Source organism: Undibacterium sp. Ji22W (assembly GCF_049340305.1).
Lineage (GTDB): Bacteria > Pseudomonadota > Gammaproteobacteria > Burkholderiales > Burkholderiaceae_D > Undibacterium.
Genome location: NZ_JBMPOU010000004.1, coordinates 119,599 through 144,684, shown reverse-complemented (window position 1 = coordinate 144,684; position 25,086 = coordinate 119,599). Strand labels below are relative to the sequence as shown.

At 45.4% G+C, this 25,086-nt stretch carries 16 protein-coding genes; 5 read left to right on the top strand and 11 right to left on the bottom strand.

The window, feature by feature from the left end; genetic code table 11:
* The first annotated feature begins 178 nt into the window (after positions 1-178).
* The 3 genes from gcvP to ACO0KW_RS18200 all read left to right on the top strand — a co-directional run bounded on the left by gcvP (position 179) and on the right by ACO0KW_RS18200 (position 6,718).
* Positions 179-3,058 (top strand): aminomethyl-transferring glycine dehydrogenase, encoded by a 2,880-nt coding sequence (gene gcvP / locus ACO0KW_RS18210; protein ID WP_423054789.1) that lies wholly within the window; start codon positions 179-181, stop codon positions 3,056-3,058.
* A 722-nt stretch (positions 3,059-3,780) separates the two neighbouring features.
* On the top strand, positions 3,781-6,066 hold the full coding sequence (locus ACO0KW_RS18205) for a collagenase (RefSeq protein WP_423054788.1): 2,286 nt from the start codon (positions 3,781-3,783) through the stop codon (positions 6,064-6,066).
* Between the two features lie 319 nt (positions 6,067-6,385).
* Entirely contained in the window at positions 6,386-6,718 is a 333-nt protein-coding gene (locus tag ACO0KW_RS18200; RefSeq protein ID WP_423054787.1) for an energy transducer TonB, read from the top strand.
* Positions 6,719-6,800: 82 nt separating this feature from the next.
* On the opposite strand, the gene ACO0KW_RS18195 is transcribed toward ACO0KW_RS18200, so the two are convergent.
* The 4 genes from ACO0KW_RS18195 to ACO0KW_RS18180 form a co-directional block, all read right to left on the bottom strand.
* Complete coding sequence (locus tag ACO0KW_RS18195) at positions 6,801-7,274, bottom strand: DUF962 domain-containing protein (RefSeq protein WP_423054786.1); 474 nt, start codon at positions 7,272-7,274, stop codon at positions 6,801-6,803.
* Positions 7,275-7,420: 146 nt separating this feature from the next.
* Positions 7,421-8,734 (bottom strand): cyanophycinase, encoded by a 1,314-nt coding sequence (locus ACO0KW_RS18190; protein WP_423054785.1) that lies wholly within the window; start codon positions 8,732-8,734, stop codon positions 7,421-7,423.
* 163 nt (positions 8,735-8,897) lie between these two features.
* The gene (locus ACO0KW_RS18185; RefSeq protein WP_423054784.1) at positions 8,898-11,600 is read right to left on the bottom strand and encodes a TonB-dependent receptor plug domain-containing protein; all 2,703 of its coding nucleotides are present in this window, start codon (positions 11,598-11,600) and stop codon (positions 8,898-8,900) included.
* Between the two features lie 112 nt (positions 11,601-11,712).
* Positions 11,713-12,666 carry a MurR/RpiR family transcriptional regulator gene (locus ACO0KW_RS18180; protein WP_423054783.1) on the bottom strand — a complete coding sequence of 318 codons (954 nt, stop codon included), beginning with the start codon at positions 12,664-12,666 and terminating at the stop codon, positions 11,713-11,715.
* Positions 12,667-12,994: 328 nt separating this feature from the next.
* Here ACO0KW_RS18180 and ACO0KW_RS18175 point away from each other — a divergent pair, with 328 nt between their 5' ends.
* Positions 12,995-14,113, top strand: a complete 1,119-nt coding sequence (locus tag ACO0KW_RS18175) for a succinylglutamate desuccinylase/aspartoacylase family protein (RefSeq protein ID WP_423054782.1) — start codon at positions 12,995-12,997, stop codon at positions 14,111-14,113.
* A gap of 32 nt (positions 14,114-14,145) precedes the next feature.
* Positions 14,146-15,537, top strand: a complete 1,392-nt coding sequence (locus ACO0KW_RS18170; RefSeq protein ID WP_423054781.1) for a YfcC family protein — start codon at positions 14,146-14,148, stop codon at positions 15,535-15,537.
* Positions 15,538-15,599: 62 nt separating this feature from the next.
* Here ACO0KW_RS18170 and ACO0KW_RS18165 read toward each other — a convergent pair whose 3' ends face one another.
* The 7 genes from ACO0KW_RS18165 to ACO0KW_RS18135 form a co-directional block, all read right to left on the bottom strand.
* Positions 15,600-16,169, bottom strand: a complete 570-nt coding sequence (locus ACO0KW_RS18165) for a lipocalin family protein (RefSeq protein WP_423054780.1) — start codon at positions 16,167-16,169, stop codon at positions 15,600-15,602.
* 374 nt (positions 16,170-16,543) lie between these two features.
* On the bottom strand, positions 16,544-17,119 hold the full coding sequence (locus ACO0KW_RS18160) for a peptidylprolyl isomerase (protein ID WP_423054991.1): 576 nt from the start codon (positions 17,117-17,119) through the stop codon (positions 16,544-16,546).
* Positions 17,120-17,503: 384 nt separating this feature from the next.
* Positions 17,504-18,352 (bottom strand): substrate-binding periplasmic protein, encoded by an 849-nt coding sequence (locus tag ACO0KW_RS18155; RefSeq protein WP_423054779.1) that lies wholly within the window; start codon positions 18,350-18,352, stop codon positions 17,504-17,506.
* Between the two features lie 134 nt (positions 18,353-18,486).
* A complete protein-coding gene (gene glp, locus ACO0KW_RS18150; protein WP_423054778.1) occupies positions 18,487-19,761 on the bottom strand; it encodes a gephyrin-like molybdotransferase Glp in 1,275 nt (424 codons plus the stop codon).
* An 18-nt stretch (positions 19,762-19,779) separates the two neighbouring features.
* On the bottom strand, positions 19,780-20,394 hold the full coding sequence (mobA, locus tag ACO0KW_RS18145) for a molybdenum cofactor guanylyltransferase MobA (RefSeq protein WP_423054777.1): 615 nt from the start codon (positions 20,392-20,394) through the stop codon (positions 19,780-19,782).
* Between the two features lie 45 nt (positions 20,395-20,439).
* The gene (gene moaA / locus ACO0KW_RS18140) at positions 20,440-21,579 is read right to left on the bottom strand and encodes a GTP 3',8-cyclase MoaA (RefSeq protein WP_423054776.1); all 1,140 of its coding nucleotides are present in this window, start codon (positions 21,577-21,579) and stop codon (positions 20,440-20,442) included.
* 163 nt (positions 21,580-21,742) lie between these two features.
* Positions 21,743-24,841, bottom strand: coding sequence for an Rne/Rng family ribonuclease (locus ACO0KW_RS18135; RefSeq protein ID WP_423054775.1), 3,099 nt, complete (start codon positions 24,839-24,841; stop codon positions 21,743-21,745).
* Positions 24,842-25,086: the final 245 nt, after the last annotated feature.

Below are 25,086 nucleotides of genomic sequence, written 5' to 3'. Positions count from 1 at the left end.
CCAAGAGACCGATGCGAGGCGAATCTGATTTTCGTGATTGCATATGAATCAAATTTATTCTTGCTGATACTCCCTCACCCTAACCCTCTCCCGCTCGCGGGAGAGGGGATTAAGTCAGAGTCCTACAGGACTGCCGCTCCCAATTGTTGATTTTTGTTTTTCTACTCCCCAAATTACCATGACACGTACTAGCCTTTCCCAACTTGAGGCACATGATGCCTTTATCGCCCGTCATATCGGCCCATCTGAAGCAGAACAAGCTGCTATGCTCAAAGTGTTGGGCTATGCGGATCGTACCGCTCTGATCGATGCGATTGTTCCTGCGAATATCCGTCGTAAAAATGTGTTGCCGCTGGCAGATTTCACAGAAGCGAAATCTGAAACTGAAGCATTGGCAACGTTGAAAGCTTTGGCGAGCAAAAATAAAGTGCTCAAGTCTTTCATCGGCCAAGGCTATTACAACACGCACACGCCAGGCGTGATCTTGCGTAATATTTTCGAAAATCCAGCGTGGTACACGGCTTACACGCCATACCAGCCAGAAATTTCTCAAGGTCGCTTAGAGGCGATTTTGAACTTCCAGCAAGTCATCATGGATATGACAGGCATGGACATCGCGAACGCGTCTATGCTCGACGAAGGTACAGCCGCTGCCGAAGCGATGACCTTGATCCAACGCGTTGGTAAATCGAATTCCAATGTGTTTTACGTAGCACATGATGTGTTGCCGCAAACACGTGAAATCATCGAAACACGTGCTAAGCCTTTGGGCATCGAAGTGCGCACATTGACAGCAAACGAAGCTCTAGAAAACGACTGCTTCGGCGTACTCTTGCAATATCCAAGCGTAGACGGTGAAATCCGTGATTACCGTGAATTTGCAACGGCAATTCATGCTAAAGGCGCTATGGTGATCGCTGCTGCAGATTTGCTGGCATTGACCTTGATCGAAGCACCAGGCACTTGGGGTGCTGACGTGGTCGTCGGTAACAGCCAACGCTTTGGTGTTCCGCTCGGCTTCGGCGGCCCACACGCTGGCTTCATGGGTACCAAAGACGCGTTTAAACGTTCTATGCCAGGTCGTTTGGTGGGCGTAACTGTTGATGCACAAGGTAAGCAAGCTTACCGTTTAGCATTGCAAACACGTGAGCAGCATATTCGCCGCGAAAAAGCGACATCGAACATCTGTACAGCGCAGGTTTTATTGGCAGTAATCGCGTCTATGTACGCCGTGTATCACGGTCCAGCTGGTTTGAAACAAATCGCACAACGCACACATCGTTTGACTGGCACATTGGCAGCTGGTTTGAAACAAATGGGTGTGGCGATCGCTAACAGCAGTTTCTTCGATACTTTGACGATCAATGTTGCTGATGCAGCAGCATTGCACGCAGCAGCGCAAGCTGCGGGTTATAACTTGCGTCAAATCAGCGCGACACAAGTTGGCGTTTCTATCGATGAAACCGCAACTCGCGCCGATATTGAGGCTTTGTGGACTATCTTCGGCCAAGGCAAAACAGCGCCAGCCTTTGACGCGACTGAAGCAAGCGTTGCGGATGCATTCCCAGCAGCCTTGGCGCGTACTACAACTTACTTGACGCATCCAACTTTCAGCCGCTACCACGCAGAACACGAAATGTTGCGTTACTTGCGCAGTTTGGCAGATAAAGATTTGGCGTTAGATCGCACGATGATCCCGCTCGGTTCTTGCACCATGAAGTTGAATGCAACGTCCGAAATGATTCCTGTGACATGGCCAGAGTTTTCTAATATTCATCCATTCGCACCGAACGATCAAACGATCGGTTACCGCGAAATGATCGATCAGTTAGAAGCGATGTTGTGCGCAGCGACTGGATACGATGCAGTCTCTCTGCAACCAAATGCTGGTTCTCAAGGCGAATATGCTGGCTTGTTGGTGATTCAGGCTTACCATCAATCTCGTGGCGACGCACATCGTAATATCTGCTTGATCCCATCCTCCGCGCACGGAACTAACCCAGCGTCTGCTTCGATGGTTGGCATGGAAGTTGTGGTGGTTGCATGCGATGACAACGGTAACGTTGATTTGGTTGATTTGAAAGCAAAGGCAGAAAAACACAGCGCCAATTTGGCAGCCGCGATGGTAACTTACCCATCAACACACGGTGTATTTGAAGAAGGCATTCAAACTTTGTGCGAGATCGTTCACGCACATGGCGGCCAAGTGTATGTCGACGGTGCGAACATGAATGCATTGGTCGGTGTTGCTGCACCAGGTAAATTCGGTGGTGACGTTAGTCATTTGAACTTGCACAAAACATTCTGTATTCCACACGGCGGCGGCGGTCCAGGTGTTGGCCCAGTCGCGGTTGGCGCACATTTAGCTAAGTTCTTGCCGAATCAAAAGTCAACCGGTTATGTACGCGGTGAAGATGGTATCTCAGCAGTGAGCGCAGCACCGTTCGGTTCAGCATCGATTTTGCCAATCTCATGGATGTACATCGCCATGATGGGTGCAGAAGGTTTGAAAGCAGCAACTGAGACAGCAATTTTGGCAGCGAACTACATCGCTAAGCGTTTAGCACCACACTACCCAGTGCTCTACACAGGTCATGATGGCTTGGTAGCGCATGAATGTATTTTGGATTTGCGTCCATTGACAGATGCCACTGGTATCTCGAATGAAGATGTGGCAAAACGTTTGATCGACTTTGGTTTCCATGCACCGACGATGAGCTTCCCAGTGCCAGGTACTTTGATGATTGAACCAACTGAAAGCGAATCCCAAGCTGAGTTGGATCGATTCATTGATGCGATGATCGTCATCCGTGAAGAAATCGCTAAAGTCGCCAGCGGTGAATTCGACGCCAAAGACAATCCACTCAAAAACGCACCACATACTGCAGAAGTATTGGTCGCCAACGAATGGAATCACGCTTACTGTCGCGAAGTGGCAGCTTTCCCAGTACCAGCATTGCGTAAGCAAAAATACTGGGCACCAGTGGGTCGTGCTGACAACGTCTATGGTGACCGTAACTTGTTCTGTGCGTGCGTACCGATGAGTGATTACGAGTAAATCAGTGATAAATAAACTAGTGGAGAAGAGTTAAGCCATCGAGCTTATTTTTTCTTGTTAGATTGGAAACGGACATGCAAGAAATTGTGTGTCCGTTTTTTTATGTCGATCAAAGTTATTAATCGACATGGCTTGGAACCCTGATTCTGTATGAGTTTGACGGCTGCACCTCGCAAGAGCCTTATGGATTGAGTGCTTCCGCCGAACTCCAAAATTAATTTCTTTAAACTTGAGATCACTAAATCGATGTTTCTTGCTGGAATTAATTCACTTATTTGCCACATTATTCCAAACTTAATTTTACTTATATGTTTTTAATATATTTAAAGTTTGGATTTGGCGTTGCCAATTAAAATTTCCTCTGTTTTTTGCTCTAAATCTCCTTAACGGCTCCTTAAATTTAAATATATGGTTGATATTTAATAAATATATTTATAAGATGAATTCGTCCCAGAAAATTCGCAAGCAACTCTTCGGGAGGGGAGTTGAAGAATTTTTGATGAACGGAAACTCACGTTATGACCGTTTTAGTTCTTGTCTGGTCATGTACTTAGATTCTCCGTTTCAGTCCTTGAGAAGTTTTGTTACGACTGAAGGAAGAAAGGACGAAGCTTCAATGGTGAAATTAAATTTTTGTTTTGCTGTTGAAAACGAGAGGGTGACGTAACGGGACAATATCGGCCGTGACGTTACCCATAACTACAAATAGAGGAGTCATAGTAATGTCATTCCAACACAAGACCTTAGTGCTGGCTGGTTTAATTGCCGCTAGCTTTTGCAGTGTAAGTCAGGCTGCAAATAAGGATCGTCTTCTTGACGATCCTAAGCACAGCCACGAGAGTCAAAAAATAAATCAGGCACCCATGCCACATGCGCGTTCAGCGATGCCACCTAGCGCTGATCAGGTGAAATTCAATTTGCCAACAAGTAAAAAAGACTTGCAGGCATTGTATGCACAAAGCAAAAATGGCGTTAATGCGAAGACTTTGGCGGTGATGGCTGCAGCACCAACAACCGCTTGCAAAGATATGACAACCATGGCTGGTTATAGCGGCACTGCGTTAGCGAACTACTTGGTGTCTTTACCTGATCCAGAATGCACCTATGGATTATTTTCATTAGGAGCCGCTCAAGGCACGACGATTTATTCGGCAGCGAATATGAGCGCCGTTGCAGCGCGCTTTGCGCAAGAGGCTAGTAGCTATAATGCGTCAAATATTGCTTTGGTTAACTTAACTTTGTATTTGCGTGCTGGTTACTACCTCGCTAGCAGCAGTACTATCCCGGCGCCGGCATCGTCTATCTTGACAAATCTGCGTGCACCTATCAAGCAACTTATAGATGGAAATGCCTTGTATGCTTCGAATGCGGCTTGGGGAAATACAGCCAGTGAAGTATTCAAATTGGTGACCAATCTGAATGACGAAGCTTACTACTTGCCAAGCGTAAAAAATATGATCGTGCGCTTTACAAATACCAGCGCGAACCCGAACGCAGTAACTCCTTTGTTGCAATCATCTGCAGCCGGTGCATTCACAGGTGCATTGACAGTGATGTTTTATGCGCATGGACGTGCCAATGCAGCTACGATCATTCAAGATGTTTCTTATCCGACTGCGTTGAATAATTTTGTCGTCAATAACAAAGCTGCTTTGCTGAGCACCGGCACCGCTTATCAATTAAATGATGCAGAAAATGAAGCGTTTCGTTTCATGAAGTATCCGACTTTATTACCAAGCGTGAAGCCGATGGTTAAAAATCAGTTGGCAACTTCCAGCATGACGGGCACTGATAGTGATTTGTGGTTGAACGCAGCGACGGCAGTTGACTATTATGATAGTGCGAATTGCGCTGAATATGGGACATGCAATTTCAAAACCCAGCTCGCCAATATCGTATTGAAAACCACCTATACCTGCAGTCCGACGATCAAAATTCGTGCACAGGATATGACGACGACTCAGTTGCAAGATTCCTGCAATATCTTGGGTGCTGAAGAGAACTACTTCCACAATATGCTGGTGACGAATCAGCAACCAGTAGCAAATGACAATAACAAGTCATTGGAATTGGTCGTGTTTGATGACTATACCAACTACAGCAAATATGCCGGCGTATTGTTTGGTATCAGTACAGACAATGGCGGAATGTATTTGGAAGGCGACCCAGCTGATGTGAATAATCAAGCTCGATTCATCGCACACGAAGCTTCTTGGTTGCGTCCTGCATTTTCAGTATGGAATTTAGAACATGAATATGTACATTACCTTGATGGTCGCTTCGATATGTTAGGTGACTTTGGTGCTGGCACAGTGCAGCCAACAGTGTGGTGGATCGAAGGTGTGGCGGAATATTTGTCACATAAAAATAACTATCAGGATGCAATTGATGTCGCCAAAACAGGCACCTACAAGCTGAGCACCATTTTTGGGAATACTTACTCTATGTCAGATTATGTGACTCGCGCCTATCGCTGGGGTTATATGGCTGTGCGCTTCATGAATGAAAGACACCGTAGTGATATCGATGCGATTATCCCGAAGTTCCGCGTTGGTGACTATACGGGCTATCAAACTTATATGACCAATATAGGTACAAAATATGATGCAGAATTTGCCTCATGGGCACAATCAGCGACGGTTGCTGGCGAACCTCCTTTGCCAACACCACCAGTAGTGACTTTACCTGCTTGTTCTTCCAGCTCTCAATTGGGTAAAAATTGCTCGATCAGAAACCTGTCATCGAGCTCGCAAGCATACGCCTACATCATGTTGCCAGCTGGTGCAAAAAATCTGAAGTTGTATACCAATGGTGGCACAGGAGATGTCGATTTGTATGTGAAGAAGGGTTCATACCCAAGCACGACTTCCTATGACGCTGCGTCTTTAAGAGCTGGTAATAACGAAAGTGTGTTATTCGCTATGCCAACTTCTGGCACCTGGTATTACATCACTTTGAAAGCTAAACAGGCGTTCACAGGTGTAAATATCAATGCGAGCTATGAATGATCAATCACATGCATTCATAAGTGGCTATATGAAATTAAGCTCAAGTTTCCCGATGTGATCATTCACTAGCAACCCTGCAAGTAATGATTTTGCCGAACATGTTTTATGACATGTTCGGCTTTTTTATTGCCTCGGGAATACTATTCAGGAGAATATATTTACATTTACACGAAAAAACTGATGAAATTTTGTGCAGGCATATTGCCTTGTGGAAAAATAATCTTTAGAATGTCGGCTGTTTCCATGTGGCAATTTGCAAGTCTTAGTTCGCAATACAGTTCTCATGGGCTTATCTCAAAATCTTTACAGTGATCCGACTATGAAAAAATGTTTATTGGCAGTGGCTTTGTTAAGTTCCGTTTTTGCAGCAAATGCAGCAGAAGTTCCTATGGTTGACAAACAGACGTGTGAAAAAGCTGTTTACCCAAAATCTTCTTTGATGAATGAAGAAACTGGCACTGTGATGTTGTCCGTATTGGTTGGTGCTGATGGTAGCGTTATGGATTCTAAAGTAGATCAATCCAGCGGTTCCAAAGCTTTAGATAAAGCGGCAGTGAAGATCTACTCTTCATGCAAATTTAAGCCAGCTGTGAAAGATGGCAAAGCACAGCAAGCTTGGGCAAAATTGGAGCACGTTTGGAGCTTGTCATAATGTGCGCTAGCATGATTTAGAATATTAAATAGAAAACGCCAGTTACCTACTGGCGTTTTTTATTGGGATGTTGCAGTGAAGATTAGTAAGGCAACTTCCATCGTCGATACAAAAAGCTGATGACAAATAAAGGTCCAATTAGTAGGAAACGCAGATCTTCAAAAAAGGATGGCTTTTTACCTTCGATCTTGTGACCGATGAATTGAAAAATCCAAGCGATCACGAACACAATGATGGCGACACGCAATACTAGTTCCTGCGGCATCCACCAAAGTACACTCAACATAAGCGTAGCCATCATGCACATACCGAGCGCAAATCCCACCGACAAGCTGAAGTAATAGAACAGGGCGATTACGCTGCCAGCGACGGCGACTAATGGATGGACTGCCCACAATAGCGCTAAGACCGTCCACATAATCACAGGCACACAAATGAAATGGATGATCTCATTGTGCGGGTTTCGGTGGCTTTCGGCATACTTGTTGAGTAGTTGTAAGACTTTTCGTTCGCCTTGCATTTGATTTGATGCGGGTAATTGTTGAATATCCATCATGTCTCCAAAGCTGCTCTGAGGGCAGATAATCGTTTATCAGAACATGGTAGTTCATGCTTGTGTAAAACGCTGCTTTACCGTCAATTAAAACAACAGAAGACTTCCTCTAATTGAGCTCATTTGAACAATTTTTGTTTGACTAGGACTCACTGAGGTTTCACTTCCTTGATCAGTTCGTATAGAGGTTGCGCTATTTTGACTGGTCTCACATCTAACCGAAGTCGCATCACAGTAAAAGTCTCTGCACCTGAACCACTGGAGAAATACGCTTGGGTATCTGGCGTCTTGCTAAACGTAAATTCATAACCTAAGTCTGGTTTGACTTTGCTGTGGGTATCAAATGCTAAACCTAAGGCTGAATGACGCGAGCTTTCGGCGAGTCCGGACATTAATTCTACTACCGCTGAATTACCCAGAATATTAGGATAGAAAACAGCTGCTTGATCGCTGTCTTCTGATTCCGTGCTTGTTATTAAAGACTTGTCGGGAGCGGGGAACATTTTTTTACTTTGCAGCTCGAAGCGATCACCATGCGACATGTACGAAATATGAGCATTTTGCAGATTGAATTCAGGGAGCGACGTACTTGTTTTTACAGTATCAAAGTCAATCAGAATGGCACCTTTGTAACCGATGACTTCAATATCGCGCTGCGGACGTACCAGCAAGGCTGTATTTTCATCTATGCCTATGCCTAGTTTGTAATTTTTCTTTAGCATGACAGGCAACATACGAGCAAAACGACCACGAATGATTAAATGTTGATCGATAAAAATATCGTCACCGATAAAACCTAAACCTGCAGCGATTTCCTTCTCATCATTGACGCCCAGTTTTAAAGTCGTCAATACACTCTTTGCATTATTGAACATCGTACTACTCATTATTGCTGCACCTGCGCTAGTACCGGCGATGATGCCACCACGTTGATAGAGCGACCAGATCGTAGTTAGCATCGCGCTGGGTTTGCCATCCTCATTAACTAAAGCGCGCGTAATTTTTGCTTGATCACCGCCCGTAAAGTATACGCCGTCGGCCTGTTCAATTTGCTTGATCCAGTGTAGATCTTGATTTATTTGAGAGGTTTTTTTCTGGCCATCTTTAGTTTCGTACTTAATTGAAAGCGGAACGACAAAAGCATTGCCACCATATTTTTTTAAAGTTTGCACCACGAAGTCGGCAGCCCGATCAGGGTTGCCTGATGCGGCTGGGATGATGGCGATTTTGCTGTTTTTGCCGCCAGCCTGGTCAATCAATCTTTCCCAAACCACAGCGTTGTCATTGCGTAATGCGCCACCGATAATAAGCAACGAGCCGCGAACCTTGCTTAAGTCAGTGCTAGCTTGCGATGTTGTGGGTAGCAAGCTCAGGCAAATAAGCAACAGGCGTAAGAGTAGTGCGCCTTGAGCGCTTAAATATTGATGTACTCGTGAGAAAGAGCAAGCCACAAAAAGTGTCATGAATTATCCAAAATAAATGTTGGGGATATTGTTAAGTAAAATACGCTGAACTATTTATCGCGCGTGATTACTGCGGTAAAAAAAGGGGTAGCAATCCAAAGATGCTACCCCAAAATGCGGGAGAAGTGCCGCACAAGAAAGTTGTACTCGTGTCTTTAGTTTTTTATTTAAAGGCGTAATTCAAACGAATATAAAAAGCACGCCCACGTGGATCAACATAGGTCGAATCAAAACCAGCAAAGTAAGTCAAAGTCTGATTCGAGAACGGTGGTTTCGTGTTCAATACATTCAAAATGCCGCCAGTGATTTTGATATCTTTGAAACCATAGTATCCGGTCTGCAGATCCCACAAGCTATATGAGGCAACGGTAGGGCGATTACCTTTAGGATCTAACTGCTGATCTTCGTGATGCAACTGGAAGCTATTTGCGACCGTGAAGCCCCAGTTACCGATATCCCAATCTGCACTCAAACGATGACGCCATTTTGGTGTCACGTATTCAAAACCCCATTTACCGAGATTGTCGAAAACTTTAGAGTTTTCGGAGAATTGCTGTTCACTCTTGGTCATTAAAGTGCCAGACAAGCGTGTCGTCAATTTACCCATGTCATCAAACTTCAAGCGATACGCTAAATTCAAGTCGATACCACTCTTGGTTTCTTTACCCTGATTTTGTGCTGTTAAGGCCCAGTTGGTGATGTACCCATCGCTATCGCGGGTGATAGATTTTTCGACGAAAGCTGGGTCCGTGTCGATCAAAGTTTCTGGTGCAAACTTGATGACATCCGTTTTGCGTACACTCCAATAATCGACCGCAGCGGAGAATGCAGCTAAAGGTTCCCATACAAAACCCATAGAGAATTGCTTAGATTTCTCCGGCTTCAGATTTGGATTGCCTGCTTCTGTCGTTGGGATCTGATCGCTGTAGCACTGTGAATTGTATTTTGCACAGCCTATGCTGTCGAAGTACAATCCACCTGTCGATGTTTCAACTGCTGACGGATCAAGATCCTTCATTGTCGGTGCGCGGAAACCGGTGCCGAAAGAAATGCGGAATAAGAAATCCTTACTTGGCTGGTAACGCAATGCTACTTTAGGATTGGTTGAGCTACCGATATTGCCGCCGTATGAGTCATGGCGTAAAGCCATTTGTGCGCTCAGGTCTTTGGCAAGTGGCACATCAAATTCAGCGAAGATCGCTTTTACATCGCGAGATTCAGAGACACGACGTGATTTTGAAGTGGAATAAATCGTTCCAGCCAAAATTTCATCAGAAGAATTGTCTTCCAGTTTTTCGCGACGGAATTCTATGCCTGTTGCCATACCAACTGCACCAGCATCAAGTTGGGCGATTTCACGAGTAAAGCGTGCATCGAATACGTCAGTAGTGGATTTGCCTTTGCGACCATCGATATTACGCTCTGCTGAATCTAGTAAAGCTTGTCCTTCTTGTGATTGTGCACCGAATGGATTGATTTTTCCGGTTTTGAAAGCGGCCAGTAGTTTCGCTTTGTCGTAGTAACCGTTAGTCAAAGTTTGCGTATTTTCAGATATAGAATGGGCAAATGCGGTGTTGTAATCCCAGCCAGCGATGACGCCTTCAGCACCTAATAACAGACGTTGTTGTTCAGATTCTTGGCCATTGGTACGTGCGCCACCTGGTGTCATGCGCATACGAACGTTAAACGGTTTGCCGTCAGTCGCGACAGTTTGTCCGGCAGAATTGACATAAGTTTTAGGATAGAATGGGCCGCCTGCCGGATAAGTCCAGGCGCTACTACCAGTACCTTGATTACCGTTCACGCCAGTCGGTGATAAGCGATATTTCGCTTCATTTTTGGACGCTGTAAATTCTGCAAAGACCGTATGATCTGCATTGATCGCCAAAGTGCCGCGTGTGATTAAATTAGTTTTTTGTGACTCTGGATACACGTCAGCAGCAGCCTGATAATCAAAGCGGCAAGCGCCATTGATCAAGATGCTCGATGGTGGTGCACAATCTGGCGCACTAGGATTGCCCAGATATTTTTTGCCAGATACTGCATACATCGCAGCAGGGAAGGTGTTGGCGGACGTGAAGTTATCAGGATAACCGCGCGCCTCAAGTGGACGCCATGCGCTAACTGCGAAATCACGCTGTGCTGTGCGTAACTGATCATTCTTTTTGTGTTGCAGACTGGCGAAAACATTGTAACCATCATTCGCAAGATTACCAAAACCACCTAGTAAACTAACTGACTTATCACCGCCGCCGCCTTCGTCTGTGCGCATACCGCTAACGCTCGCTTCGAAGCCTTTAAAGTCTTTGCGGGTAATAAAGTTAATGACTCCACCGACAGCATCTGCACCGTAGACAGCGGAGGCGCCATCTTTTAAGACTTCGACGCGATCAATTGCTGAGAGTGGGATGGAATTTAAATCCGTACCTTCACCACCGAAAGCAAACGCCGCCATACGACGACCATTGAGTAGTACCAATGTTGAGGAAACACCTAAACCGCGCAAGTTAGCACCAGACATACCACTGGAACCTGGTTTATCACTGATACTCGCTGATTCCTGGGTGTAGCCGGTATTAGCACTCAAGGTGGTCAGCAATTGCTCTGCCGTAGTAGCGCCCGTTTTTGCGATCTCAATGCGGCTGATAACTTGCACGGGTAAAGCTGTTTCTGCATTGATACGTTTGATGGATGAACCAGTAATTTCAATTTTTTGTATTGCCGGTTCGGCTGCTTTTTCTTGTGCGAACGCAGTATTCGCAGAAATACTCAGCATTGCCATCGCGCCCAGTGCGGACCAGGTTGCTGATGTGATTTTCTTCGGCACAGAGGGGAAGCGCTGTGTGCCTGCTTTGTAATTACTCATCTTTATTGACTCCTCAGGTTTTAAAATAATGCAGCAAAAATTTTGCGAAAAAGGGATCCCGTTCAAGCACTTTTTAAAGTGCTTGTTGCAAATAGTAGTTAGGGGCGGGAACTTATTTCTTCGGCTTGCGACTTTCCAGTTGCGAGGTTCTTGTGGTGTTATCGTTATTGTGTAAATAGCCTGAGAGCGCTTCCGTTAAACGAATCGCTTTCTCGACGTTTTTCTTATTCGAAACCATGATGCTGCTGACTAAAGCTTCGATGACGGCGGTAGCTGCAGTTGAGCTGCTGGCCAACACTGCATGAGTACTAGGTGCTAATAATAAGTAATCGCCAAGTTGCGCGATTGGTGATGCGGATGAGTCGGTAATGGCCACGATGCAAGTGGAGTGATTGCGCGCAAATTGGGTGAGGCGAATTACGTCTAAAGCGTAGCGCGGGAAAGAGATCACGATTAGCACGTCTTTGTCGGTGATGTTTGCAAGATTGCCCGCTGCCACCTCGGTACCGCCATAAGTTACTACTTCGGTTACACGATTACAGTAGGGCTGTAAGTGCAACGCGAGCATGCCAGCCAGATGTGAACTAATACCAAAGCCCATGATATACACAGTGCCAGCTTTACTCAGACGAGTGATGATCTGATTCATTTGCTCATCTTCTATGCCTTGACTTGCTGCATTGATATTTGCTGTTGCCGATTGCAAGCTAGCATTCGCCGGAGATGAATTACTTTTGCGCGCCTCTATGGTGTTACGTAATTTTTCAACCGGCGAAAAAATCTCTTGAACCGTTTCTGCAATTTTATTTTTTAATGCTGCGTAGTTAGTAAAACCCAAATCGCGAGCAAAGCGGCTGATAGTCGCGGTAGAGACTTCGCATTGTTCTGCCATGTCTTCGATTCCTAATGCGGTGACTTTGACTTGATTGCGCAATAGATAGTCGGCAATTCGTTTATAGGACGATGAGCCTTCCTTGAGTTGCTGCATCAAGCTTTCGCCTAAGCTGGATTTGGCAAATACCAGATCAGGAGAGTGCGATTCAGTAGAAGTCAGGTTTTTTTTCATTTTCTCTATTTCTGAAAAAAATAAACAATGTCGATGGCTGCACTTTAGAACGAATCAAAATAAATTTCAATAGTTATTGTCAGATTTTTTTCATAAAGATAGAATGTGTAAAAAATCAGACATAAATGAATGCAGTTGAGTGTGGTCAAAAAAAGTTCAGAAGCACAGTTTTGTATTGATTGTTGTTTGCAGGTGTAAAAAAGAGATCGATAATGCAATCGAATGATGTTAGTCACAGGATGTGTAGAAATTGGTATGTGTAGATGCGGATCAATCTGTTTGTAAAATTAATTGAGATGAGTTTGTAATTTTTTTTGAAAGTATTGTTATGCGTATTGTGAAACATGCTCTGCCGACGCTCAGTGCGGGAACCAGTAGAGAAATTGCGAGCTACCATTTTGGTAGTTGCAGTCAAGGAAAAAAAGTGTATATCCAGTCATCGCTCCACGCGGATGAGATTCCTGGCATGCTTGTTAGCCACTATTTACGTCAGAGCTTTTCAGCCTTAGAGCAAGCTGGGGCGATTGCTGGTGAAATTGTCTTGGTGCCAGTGGCCAACCCTATCGGTTTGGCGCAGGATATACAAGGCAGTGCGTTCGGGCGATTCGATATGGCGACAGGTATCAATTTTAATCGCGGTTATCAATATCTAACGCCTGCGCTGAAGCAACGATTGTTAGGAAAACTCGGTCCAGATCTTAGTGCCAATACCACGTTAGTGCGTGAACATGCTTTGGCCCTATTGGCTGAATGGCAGCCAGGTAGTGAAGCCGCTGCTCTCAAAAAGACACTGCAAACGCTGGCGATTGACGCTGATATCGTGCTTGATTTGCATTGTGATAATCAAGCGGTAATGCATCTATATACAGGAACGCCTTTGGCAGAAGCGACCATGCCTTTAGTGCGCTATTTGGGCGGGCGTGCTTTGTTGCTGTCGGTCTTATCCGGTGATGATCCTTTTGATGAATCTTGTTCGCGTCACTGGTGGGAATTAGCCGAGGCATTCGGCGTAGCAACGCCAATACCTTTAGGCTGTCAATCCGTGACTATAGAGCTGCGAGGAGAAAGTGATGTCGCACACGACTACGCACAGCAAGATGCACATGCCATCGTGCAGTTTCTTGTGCAGGCAGGGCATATACAAGCTGCAGCTGAGCCGATGCCTGAAGCTTTATGTCAGCCCACGCCTTTAGAAGGTTCTGAGCCTATCATCGCAGCACATGCTGGTATTCTGGCATTCACAAAAAATGTCGGTGATGCCATCATTGCTGGTGAATCTATCGGTGATCTGATTGATCCGATTTCAGGCCAAGTGACACCGATGATTTCTCATGTTACTGGGATCTTGTATGCACGGGTTGCACGTCGCTATGCACAGCACAGCATGCGGGTTGCCAAAGTAGCTGGCGCGATTTCATATCGCAGCGGCAATTTGCTGTCCATGTAAATCAGCATGACTGAAAAATAAGAGAGACTTGTATGTTTAAAAAAATCAGAATGCCGAATACCTTTGTGTTGTTATTTGCCTTGTTGGCGATATTGGCAATCTCCACCTGGTTTGTACCTGGCGGTAAATACGAAACACATCTTGTGAATGGCAAAACGCTGATTGATCCAGCCTCGTTTCATTACGTTGCCAGCAATCCGCAAGGACCTGTTGAGCTCATGATGGCTCCGATCAAAGGCTTTGTAGAAGCGGCTTTGATCATCGGCTTTGTCCTGATTGTTGGTGGTGCTTTCGCCGTGCTACAAAAAACCGAAGCGATCGACTCCATGATCAAATCAGTGGCACAGGCGCACACGCGTTCTGCCTTCGTGCGGGTCATGATCATTCCCGTTTTCGTCACACTATTTTCTTTAGGCGGCGCGAGTTTTGGTATGGCGGAGGAGGCGATTCCTTTTGTGATGATTTTTATTCCTTTGGCGCTGGCCTTGGGATATGACTCGATCGTTGGTGTTGCGATTCCTTTTGTCGGTTCACAAGTTGGTTTTGCTGCGGCTTTTTTAAACCCATTTAATGTGGGAATTGCACAGGGAATTGCAAGTGTGCCGGTTTTTTCTGGGATAGGCTTTCGCTTAGTAATTTGGGTGATCGCGACCGCTTGTACCATCACATTTTTGATGTGGTACGCGGCACGCATCAAGAAGAATCCGCAGTTAAGCCCGACCTACGCAATTGATCAGGAGAGGCGGCAACAACAAGCTAGTGATCATTTGTCTGAATTTGCTGGCATGACCAAAACGCATAAATTAGTGTTATGGATGTTTGTCGCTACCTTAGGTGTGATGGTGTTCGGCGTGGTGAAGTATGAATGGTTCATCAATGAAATCGCTGCCTTGTTTTTGGTGATGGCAATTGCAGTTGGCATTGTAGGCAGGCTCAGTACAGATGAATTCGTCGATGCTTTTATCCAAGGTGCGAAAGACTTGATCACGACTGCATTGGTGATCGCCCTAGCACGTGGCACCATGATTCTGGCGCGTGATGCGCATATCATCGATACCATGTTGTTTCACCTGATGCCGCTAGTCCAATCTGCGAATCCGGTATTTGCGGCGCATAAAATGTTTGTGATTCAATCGGTGATTAATTTCTTTATCCACTCGGGTAGCGGGCAGGCTGCTTTGACGATGCCTATTATGGCGCCACTGTCAGATCTGGTCGGTGTATCACGTCAAACCGCGGTGCTGGCATTTCAATTTGGTGAGTTCACTACCCCGATGATTCCGACTTCCGGCATCACAGTTGGCGTGTTGGCTTTGGCGCGCATTCCTTGGGTGACGTGGGCGAAATGGATGATTCCACTGCAGTTGATTTATTTCGTATTGGCTTTGGTGATGTTGGCAATTGCTTGCCAGTTTACTTGGTGATCCTATGAAAAAACGCCCTGATGCGATTTACTCAGGGCGTTTTAGTTTGCGACGCAAACAAATTATTTAAGGGGATTACTCTGCGCACTAACTTGAAATTGACTGCGTTGATAGCCTAGTGTTTCCGCTTTGTCCAATATTGATTTTTGGAGTGCAGAATCGAGTTGCGGTGTGCGCGAAAGAATCCAACCGTATTTGCGGCTAGGTTCTCCAACTAGCACCCATTGATAATTGGAATCTAAATCGAGTACCCAATAGTTGCCATAAAACGGGCGGAAAAAGCTGACACGAAGTTTGGCGTTATTGCTGTTTTCAACTAATTTCGCAATACCATTCGCCTGTTCTACGCTACCGTCCTTGGTGCGACAACGATTGATCACCCGAACATCTGTATCATCAAGTTGATATTCCGCCTGAGTATCCGCGACACACATCGATTGAAAACTATTTGGTATATAGGCGACTTGGTACCATTTACCCAAATAACGATTCAGTTCGACTTGTTTGACCGTTTCCATCGGTGCATAATTTTCATTGCACGCTACTAGTAAGCTAGCACTAGCGAATATTCCCACTATCAAGAGCTTAGTTCGTAATCGAGATGATAGTGATGCTCGTATTAATTGATTCATGTGTCCTTTTGCCTTGATAGGGGCAGTTCAAAATCAGTTTGTAACCTAAGCAATTTAACATAGTTGCTCACCCAAACCTATGGACTTTCATTTTCCTTTTGACCATGCTCCGGTCATAAGGAAAGATTTTCATCTATTTTGTTCGAGAACCATGATCATTGCAGATGCTTTGCGGAGGACATTCCGAAGATTGCGATGTCGTGATGCGAATGCGACTGTTGGTGGGCAATTGTGTGGAAATTAGACAAATCATTTTTCATTGCGAACAAAAAAAAGGCTGACTATGAAAGCCAGCCCCAAGAGGGAGTTTAATCTCTAAATAACGTCTCTAATTCACCATCGAACCTTACTGCACCCAGGTCGTGATTGAAGTACTACTGTGTCTGCAATGTCGTGTTAATGAAAATATTATTGACCGGGACATCGTTGAAGCCTGCCCTTGACGCCGTCGGAACCGCTTTAATTTTATCCACGACTTCTATGCCACTGATGACTTTGCCAAATACAGCGTAGCCTCCTGCGCTCGTATCAAGCGAAATATTGTCAACGACGTTGATAAAAAATTGTGATGTTGCCGAGTCTAAAGTACTCGTCCGAGCCATAGCAAGACTGCCACGGAGGTTACTCAAGCCATTGCCGGTTTCCAACTTAATCGGTGTCTGTGTCACAGCTTGTACCAAATCTGCGGAATAACCACCACCCTGAATCATAAAGTCGCTAATGACGCGGTGAAAAATCTTATTCACGTAAAAGCCTGATTCCACATAATTCAAGAAATTGTCAACCGTGATAGGGGCTTTGGCCGGGTTGAGTTCGACTACAAATTTTCCAAGCGTTGTTGTTATCGTTACTTGAGGCTGAACTGCTAAGGGGATCGTGACGGTGTTAGCGTAAAGTGACTTGCCATCGCCATCTGTAATCACAATGGGAGCGCTACCCACGCCAATAATTTTGCAACTGAAGGTTTTTTGAGTGGCGCTGCTACCGGTCAACTCTGTAATCTTGGAACAGCCAAGGTGTGAAAGGTTAATGCCAGCGTCCAGATTTTGACCTTTGACCGTGATTACACTGGTTTTACGATAGGCTAATTGATCGCTGTTGACCTCAGAAATACTAACTTTGAGGGGCGCACTTGGTGTCGTACTATCACCACCACATGCTGTGATTATGGACGCTACACAAAGTAATAACACAACTAATTTCAAGTTCACTCCGACTGGCTTGATTGCTAAGTCTAGGAGTATAGGTCGCCGACGAAAGATCTAAAATCGTTTTCCTGTCGTAATTTTGTAGCTAGATGTACAAAATTGTACGAAGTTCAAATTCTGGCGCTTTCACTTTTTTTTCTTAAAGACTTTTGTAGGCGGATTCAATCGCTTTAGGCTGCTGTTGATTCCATCTATGAGTTTTTCATTTTGCCCGCGCAAGATCGCAAAACGAATCCCATCCCTCAGTACCGGTACAGGTAATACTGAAAAGCGTGCTTGGATTGCAGATGCAGTTTCATTTTCCGTTGGGATCTTAATTGCATTGACGATCTTTTCGACTTCTTTAGCATCGGTTAATGGGCTTGCAAAAATAATGGCATCAATTTGTTTGTTGCTTAATTTTTTAAGTCGCGTCCCATACGCATCGATATCGTCATCGGTCTTGAACAATATATTTTTTTGCTGATCAAATTCACCGCCATATTTTGATCCTCTGACGACGCCTATCGTCTTGCCTTTCAGATCTTGTAAGCTTTTAAAAGGAAATTGACGGTCGGATCTGGTGATCAACCATAGATATTGATAGACCACTGGGTCTGAGAAACTAAAAATATCAGCACGTTCAGGCGTTATGCTTAATCCAAAAATCAATCCACCTTCTGTACTTGCGATCTTAACAGCACGATTCCATGGATAAATTTGGAGTTGAAATTGAATTGATAGGTCTTTTTCTATTGCAGAAAATATTTTTGTAAAGCGCTCTGGGATTGGATACAGATCTCCTTTCTCATTTCGGTTTTCACCAAACAATAGGGGGACTTTAGTTTGTGCGATTGCTGTTTGAAATGAAATTCCAAACAGCAGAATTAATGCCGCAACGAAGTGAGCACATTGTATAAATTGTGTGATCCTGAAGCTTAACTTTGATGCAGATAAGCGATGGGGTTTGAAGCTTACGTCGTGAAATTGTCCCATTGCTCTAAGATAGTTTGAATAATTGCCGTAACGTAATTATAAATCTGAATGCCTGGTTTACTTAAGAGAAAGTCAGATTCTCTCAATTTAGGACCAAGTTTAATATGTTTTGAATACTTAAACTGTTGTGTGGGTTAAACTAATCCATCAAACAATAAAATTTCAACAAGATCACCCGTCGCAATATTGTCCCGCTCATCATTTAATACAATCATACAATTTGCTTCCGACATGGAGCGTAGTACGCCAGATCCTTGCGAACCTGTTACTTCGACTTCTAACATGCCTTTTGCATTTCGGCTAACTATTCCACGTTGATATTCTGTGCGGCCGCGGCGTTTCCGGATCGGATGACGAGCGCTGGCGGGAATGAGCATTACTTCGTTCGCACGCTCCCCGTTCAATTGTTGCAAGGCCTGTTTAACAAAGAAATAAAAAGTCACCATTACAGCGACTGGATTACCTGGTAGACCAAAGAGATAGGCTGATTTCCCGTGGGATTGAATTTGACCAAATGTCATTGGCCGACCGGGTCGCATACCGATGGTCCAGAAAGCGACTTGCCCAAGCTTTGCCATCACCTGCTTTGTGTAATCTGCCGCACCAACAGATACTCCACCAGAGGTAATAATCGCATCGGCTTGCCCGCAAGCTTCACGCAAAGCAATTTCCAATGCCTCTGGATGGTCTTCAATGACGCCCATATCAATGATGTCGCAATCTAGTCGAGAAAGCATCCCATAGACTGTGTAACGATTACTGTCGTAAATACAGCCTTCGTCTAATTTTTCGCCAAGTGAGCGAATTTCATCGCCAGTAGAGAAATAGGCGATTTTGGGTTTTCTCTTGACTGTCACCGTATTGATGCCCAACGACGCGATTAGCCCGAGCTCGGCTGGACTGATACGCTTGCCCTTCGCTATAGCAGTTTTACCATGTTCTAAATCTTCTCCGCATAAGCGACGGTTGTCTCCCGCGGCGATGGTATTGGCTGGAATAGTGATCGCACTTTGTGTTGCCGTGACTAGCTCTTGCGGTACAACCGTGTCGCAGGACGCCGGCATCACCGCACCGGTCATGATGCGCACGCAATTCCCATCAGGAACGGTAACGGAATAGGGATGGCCTGCTAAAGCTTCGCCAATGATTGATAAACTTAGTGTTTGCCCAGGGATCAATTGCGCGCTATTGAACGCAAAACCATCCATGGCTGAATTATCATGCGCAGGTACATTGATTGGCGACAAGATGTCGTTGGCTAGCACGCGACCTAATGCTAAACGTAGTGGGACTTCGTCAAAGTCTGAAATTTCAACTAATTGTTCCCGTATAAATTGCTGCGCTTGTGCGACAGACAAAAACGCGTTGTCGTTCATATTGTTTGGGCTAGCGGTTGGTGACATACTCATGGATGCGAATGATGGAAGTTAGTCTCGACTTGTATTGTATTGCTCAAGCTCGTCTCGTGTATTGATATTGCGAAAACTTAATGCATCGTCGAAAGTAACTTCGACGACTTGCAGATGCGCATACCAATCACTAATCTTACGGCCACCTTTTAGGAGAAAACGTTCGAGATCGTTTGTTAGGCTTGCTTGCACCAAACAGAATACTGGTTGCTGTTGCCAAACAATATTGCCATGTAAATTTTCTGGCGTGACTGCAACTGCGAGTTGTCCTTTTTGTTGGTCTAATGCGTGTGCCAGACGCTTAACCAAATCCAGTGGAAGAAATGGAGAATCACAGGGCGCGGTGACTAAATAAGGCGTAGAACATTGTAATAAGCCAGCATGTAATCCTGCGAGAGGACCAGCATAATCAGGGATTGCATCGGCAATCAATGGGCAGTTGAATAACTTGTATTGATCTGCATCTTGATTGACATTGATACTAACCTGTGCAACTTGTGGAGATAGTCGATGCAATACGTGACTGACCATCATTCCGCCTTGGAAATTCTGTAAACCTTTGTTCACTTGCCCCATTCGCATGCCGCGTCCACCTGCGAGAATTAAGCCAGAAATTTGTTCTTTGGGAATCATATTTTGTCTGTCAGTAAAATCTAATGTCAATCATCGATCATGCTTTCAGCCGCCGATATACGACATTTCTATTTTTTGTCGATCTGTGAAAGTAGAATCGTTTGCCATGCCGCGTAATTCTGAATAGCGGTCATTGCGTTTTTCCCATATCGACTGAATTAAGTTGGCTATTTTCAAATCTGCTTGATCAAGAGACAAGTTGCGAAGATGCTGGCGTAAATCATATCCGTGACTAGCGAACAGACAGGTATAAAGCTTACCTTGAGTTGATAGCCTGGCGCGGCTGCAATCGTGGCAAAAAGCTTGACTGACACTGGAAATAAAACCTAACTCCCCGCTGCTATCAAGATGCTGAAAACGTGCCGCAGTTTCGCTGTTGTTGTGGGCTGGAAGTGGGATAAGCGGCATATCCGCTTTCGTCAAATCGTCAATAATTTGATGCGACGGAACCACCTCGTCCAGACACCAAGCATTTGATGAACCTACATCCATAAATTCAATAAAGCGCAGGATGTGGGGAGAATCTTTGAAAAAGCGTGCCATAGGAACTACTTCTCCTGCGTTGACACTTTTTTTGACCACCATATTGATCTTGATTTGAGAAAATCCCACAGATTCCGCAGCTTGTATCCCTTCCAGGACTTGTTCCACCGGAAATTCGACGTCATTCATTTGCTTAAAGACGTGATCGTTGAGCGCATCCAGAGAAACTGTGATGCGGCTCAACCCCGCATCCTTCAGATTTTGAGCTTTTTTTGCTAATAATGCGGCATTCGTTGTTAAGGTCAGATCAAGCGAATTGCCATCGACGGTTTTCAGTGCGCTCAACATATGCACTAATTCTTCGAGATTTTTTCTTAACAGAGGTTCTCCGCCAGTTAGTCGGATTTTCCTGACACCATGGGCGACAAAAATTTTTGCTATTCGAAGAATTTCTTCAAAACTGAGTAAATCTGTTTGTGGCAGGTATACATAGTTTTTATTGAATACATCTTTCGGCATGCAATAGGTGCAGCGAAAATTACAGCGGTCAGTCACCGAAATTCTGAGATCGTGTAGAGGGCGAAGCAAGGTGTCGTATAACTGTCCACTCGGGACCTGCAGTGGCGATGATGCAAGCCTATTGATATCAAGATCATTTGGCAAGCTTTGTATCGTTTGAATCGGGATGAATTTGTTGCTCATTGGGAGGGAATTAAGCAGGAATTTGCGCAACAATATCACGCCTGATTATTTTGTGTTCTACACAGAATTGATCTTACTCAAAAAACGTTCATACCAAATAAAAACAGCCCAGTCACAAAGTGCGCTGGGCTGCCTTATTTTCTTGGCGAATGCTTAAGATAGCTTAACGTTTTGTTTCCACCAACACTAAGGGCTCATCAGCAGCTACCACTGGGGCTTTACGTTCGCGCACGACACGCGGAGCAACATGCGCTTGTGTCGTAACTTCTTGTGCAGCCTTCAACTTGGCAGGATCTGTACTCGCTAAAATCAAACCAGCCTGCGCCAATACTGCATCTAAATCGGGCGCTGGGGGCGTGCTAATTGTTGCTGTCGGTGTGACCTGTACCGCAACTTCTGCAATAACTGGTGTGGGGGCAACCATTGCAGATTGCTCCACTTTCAGGATGTCTTGAACGTGTTGATCAGGGACTTCTGCAAACATTGGTAAAGTTTGATTGACTGCGACAGCTGCAGCAATCGCAGGTGCATCGGTCATCACAACTTCATTGACTGTCTCCGCAACCAGATTGCTCATTTGAGTAACAGTCACAGCTTCAGTCGGTACAATTGATTCTCCGCCTTCATTTAGGGTTGTACTAACACTTTCTGGCACGACCGATTCGGTAGATGCAAGTGTACTAGGATCTGCCTCATTGACGATTGGAGCAGTACCGACTGCAGCTACTGCAGCTACTTGTGCAGTAGGTGTCTCAGTAATAATGGCAGCTGGTTGCTCGACAAAGTTCTCAGGAGAACGTTCTGTGACCACGGTAGCTGCCAATTCCACTGCTGAAGTTGGTGCTAAATCAAAGCTAGCCTGGATCGGTGCGGCTTCTGTATTCACAGGCGCATTGGTCATCATATCTGCAACAGGAATAAATGCCGGTGGTGTGTCTTGTTTGACTTCACCATTCACTTCAGCCTGAGCTGCATTCAATTCTGTATTGTCAGCACCGTTACGATCACGACGATTCCGATTACGACCGCCGCGACGACGACGACGACCTTCTTCTGCCTGTGGTTCGTTACCATCTTGATCCGCTAAGCCAGCCGCGATTGGCACTTCCTGATTCTTTGGTTTATTCAGCGCAGGTGTAGTGGCAGTATCCAGCGCAGCGCTTGTTAGTTCTTCGACTTTTACATCAGAAATGCTATTGTCTTTCTTGCCATCGCGCTGACGTTGTTGACGATCACGACGACCTTGACCGCCTTGCGCTTCCTGACCTTCTTTTTCTTCCCGTGGCGGACGTGGCTGCTTGTTTTGACGTGCCTGTTGATTGGCTTCATTTGCCGTAGGTTTACTCACATCTTTTTCAGCACGATTTTGGTTGCTGTTTGGATTGCTGTTCGGATTCGCTGGACGATCTTCAGTCTCAGTTCCGTTCGCATTACGACCATTGCGACCATTGCGGCCGTTTTGGCCGCGATTGCGTTGGCGATTGCGGTCATTTCTATCGCGACTGTGTTTTGGTTTTTCTTCAGCGACTGGTGCTTTGCTTTCGCTGGCGCCAAAAATGGAACTGAAGAATTTTGCAATACCGGCAAACAAACCGCCGCTGGACGCTTCTTTTGCTGGTGCTGATACTGGAGCAGGCTTACGTTCAACAATAGGCGCTGTATCCGGTGTAATGCTCTTCACGACCGCTTCTTGACGTGGTTTGACATCGTCTTTTTGACGTTTGCTGTAACCAATATCGGTATCGGCTTGTTCAGCCATGGCATAGCTGACATGCGCCTCTTCCAAACGTGGATCATCATGCTTTAGGCGATCGAGCTTGTAATGAGGGGTTTCCAAGTGTTTGTTTGGAATCAAAATCGCTGTGACACGATGACGATTTTCTATTTTGAGGATTTCGCCACGTTTTTCATTCAGCAAGAACGCTGCGACGTCGACTGGAACTTGTACGTGGATCGCTGCTGAATTTTCCTTCATTGCTTCTTCTTGGATAATACGCAAGACTTGCAAAGCAGAAGATTCAGTATCGCGGATGTGGCCAGTGCCATTACAACGTGGGCAAGTGACATGGCTGCCTTCTGAGAGAGAAGGGCGCAAACGCTGGCGGGATAATTCCATTAAGCCGAAACGGGAAATCTTACCCATTTGTACGCGAGCACGGTCATAGCGCAATGCGTCTTTTAAGCGTGTTTCGACTTCGCGTTGATTCTTGGCGTTTTCCATGTCGATGAAATCGATCACGATCAAACCACCCAAGTCACGCAAACGTAATTGACGTGCAACTTCTTCAGCTGCTTCACAATTCGTGTTGAATGCGGTTGTTTCGATGTCGCCACCACGTGTTGCTCGAGCGGAGTTGACGTCCACAGAAACTAAAGCTTCTGTATGGTCAATCACGATCGCGCCGCCTGATGGCAATGGCACAGTGCGTGAGTAGGCTGTTTCGATCTGATGTTCGATTTGGAAACGTGAGAACAATGGCACGTCGTCGCTATAACGCTTTACACGGTGCACCATGTCGGGCATCACGTGGCTCATAAACTGCTGTGCTTGTTCGTAGATGTCGTCGGTGTCGATCAGGATTTCGCCGATGTCCGGTTGGAAATAATCACGGATTGCACGAATCACTAAAGAAGATTCTTGATAGATCAGGAAAGCGCCTTGTGCAGACTTGCCAGCACCATCAATCGCGCGCCAAAGTTGCATCAGGTAATTGAGATCCCATTGCAATTCGTCGACATTGCGGCCAATACCTGCGGTGCGAGCAATCACGGACATACCTTGTGGCAAGTCCAGCTTGTCCATCGTTTCGCGCAATTCTTGACGGTCTTCACCTTCAACGCGACGGGAAACACCACCACCACGTGGATTGTTTGGCATCAAAACCAAATAACGACCAGCCAAAGAAATGAAAGAAGTCAACGCCGCGCCTTTGTTGCCGCGTTCTTCTTTTTCTACCTGAACAATAATTTCCTGACCTTCGCGCAAAGCATCTTTGATCGATGAGTTGCGGACGTCGATACCTTCTTTGAAATAGCTACGGGCGACTTCTTTGAAAGGCAAAAAGCCGTGACGTTCTTCGCCATAATTGACGAAACAGGCTTCTAAGGATGGTTCGATACGTGTGATAACTCCTTTGTAGATATTCGATTTACGGAGTTCGCGTCCAGTTGTTTCGATATCGATGTCAATCAGTTTTTGCCCATTGACAATCGCTACGCGCAATTCTTCTTGCTGCGTAGCATTAAACAGCATACGTTTCATATTTTTCTCCATGGCATCAAAGCCATATTTCACTAGCGTCAGCTTGGCTGAACAATAGTGGCGTGCTTACGTTGGATGTATGCGAGAGCGGAGAGTTTGAGGGGGCGGGAAATGCCACTGACACAAAGAAATCTAAAAAATAATCCTGAGAGCGATCAGCGCGAAGCTGGAATCATTCAAAGGTGTTCATTAAATCATTTGTGCGCTTGGCGCGGATAGTTTTTACCTGGGGCGAGTGCACATGT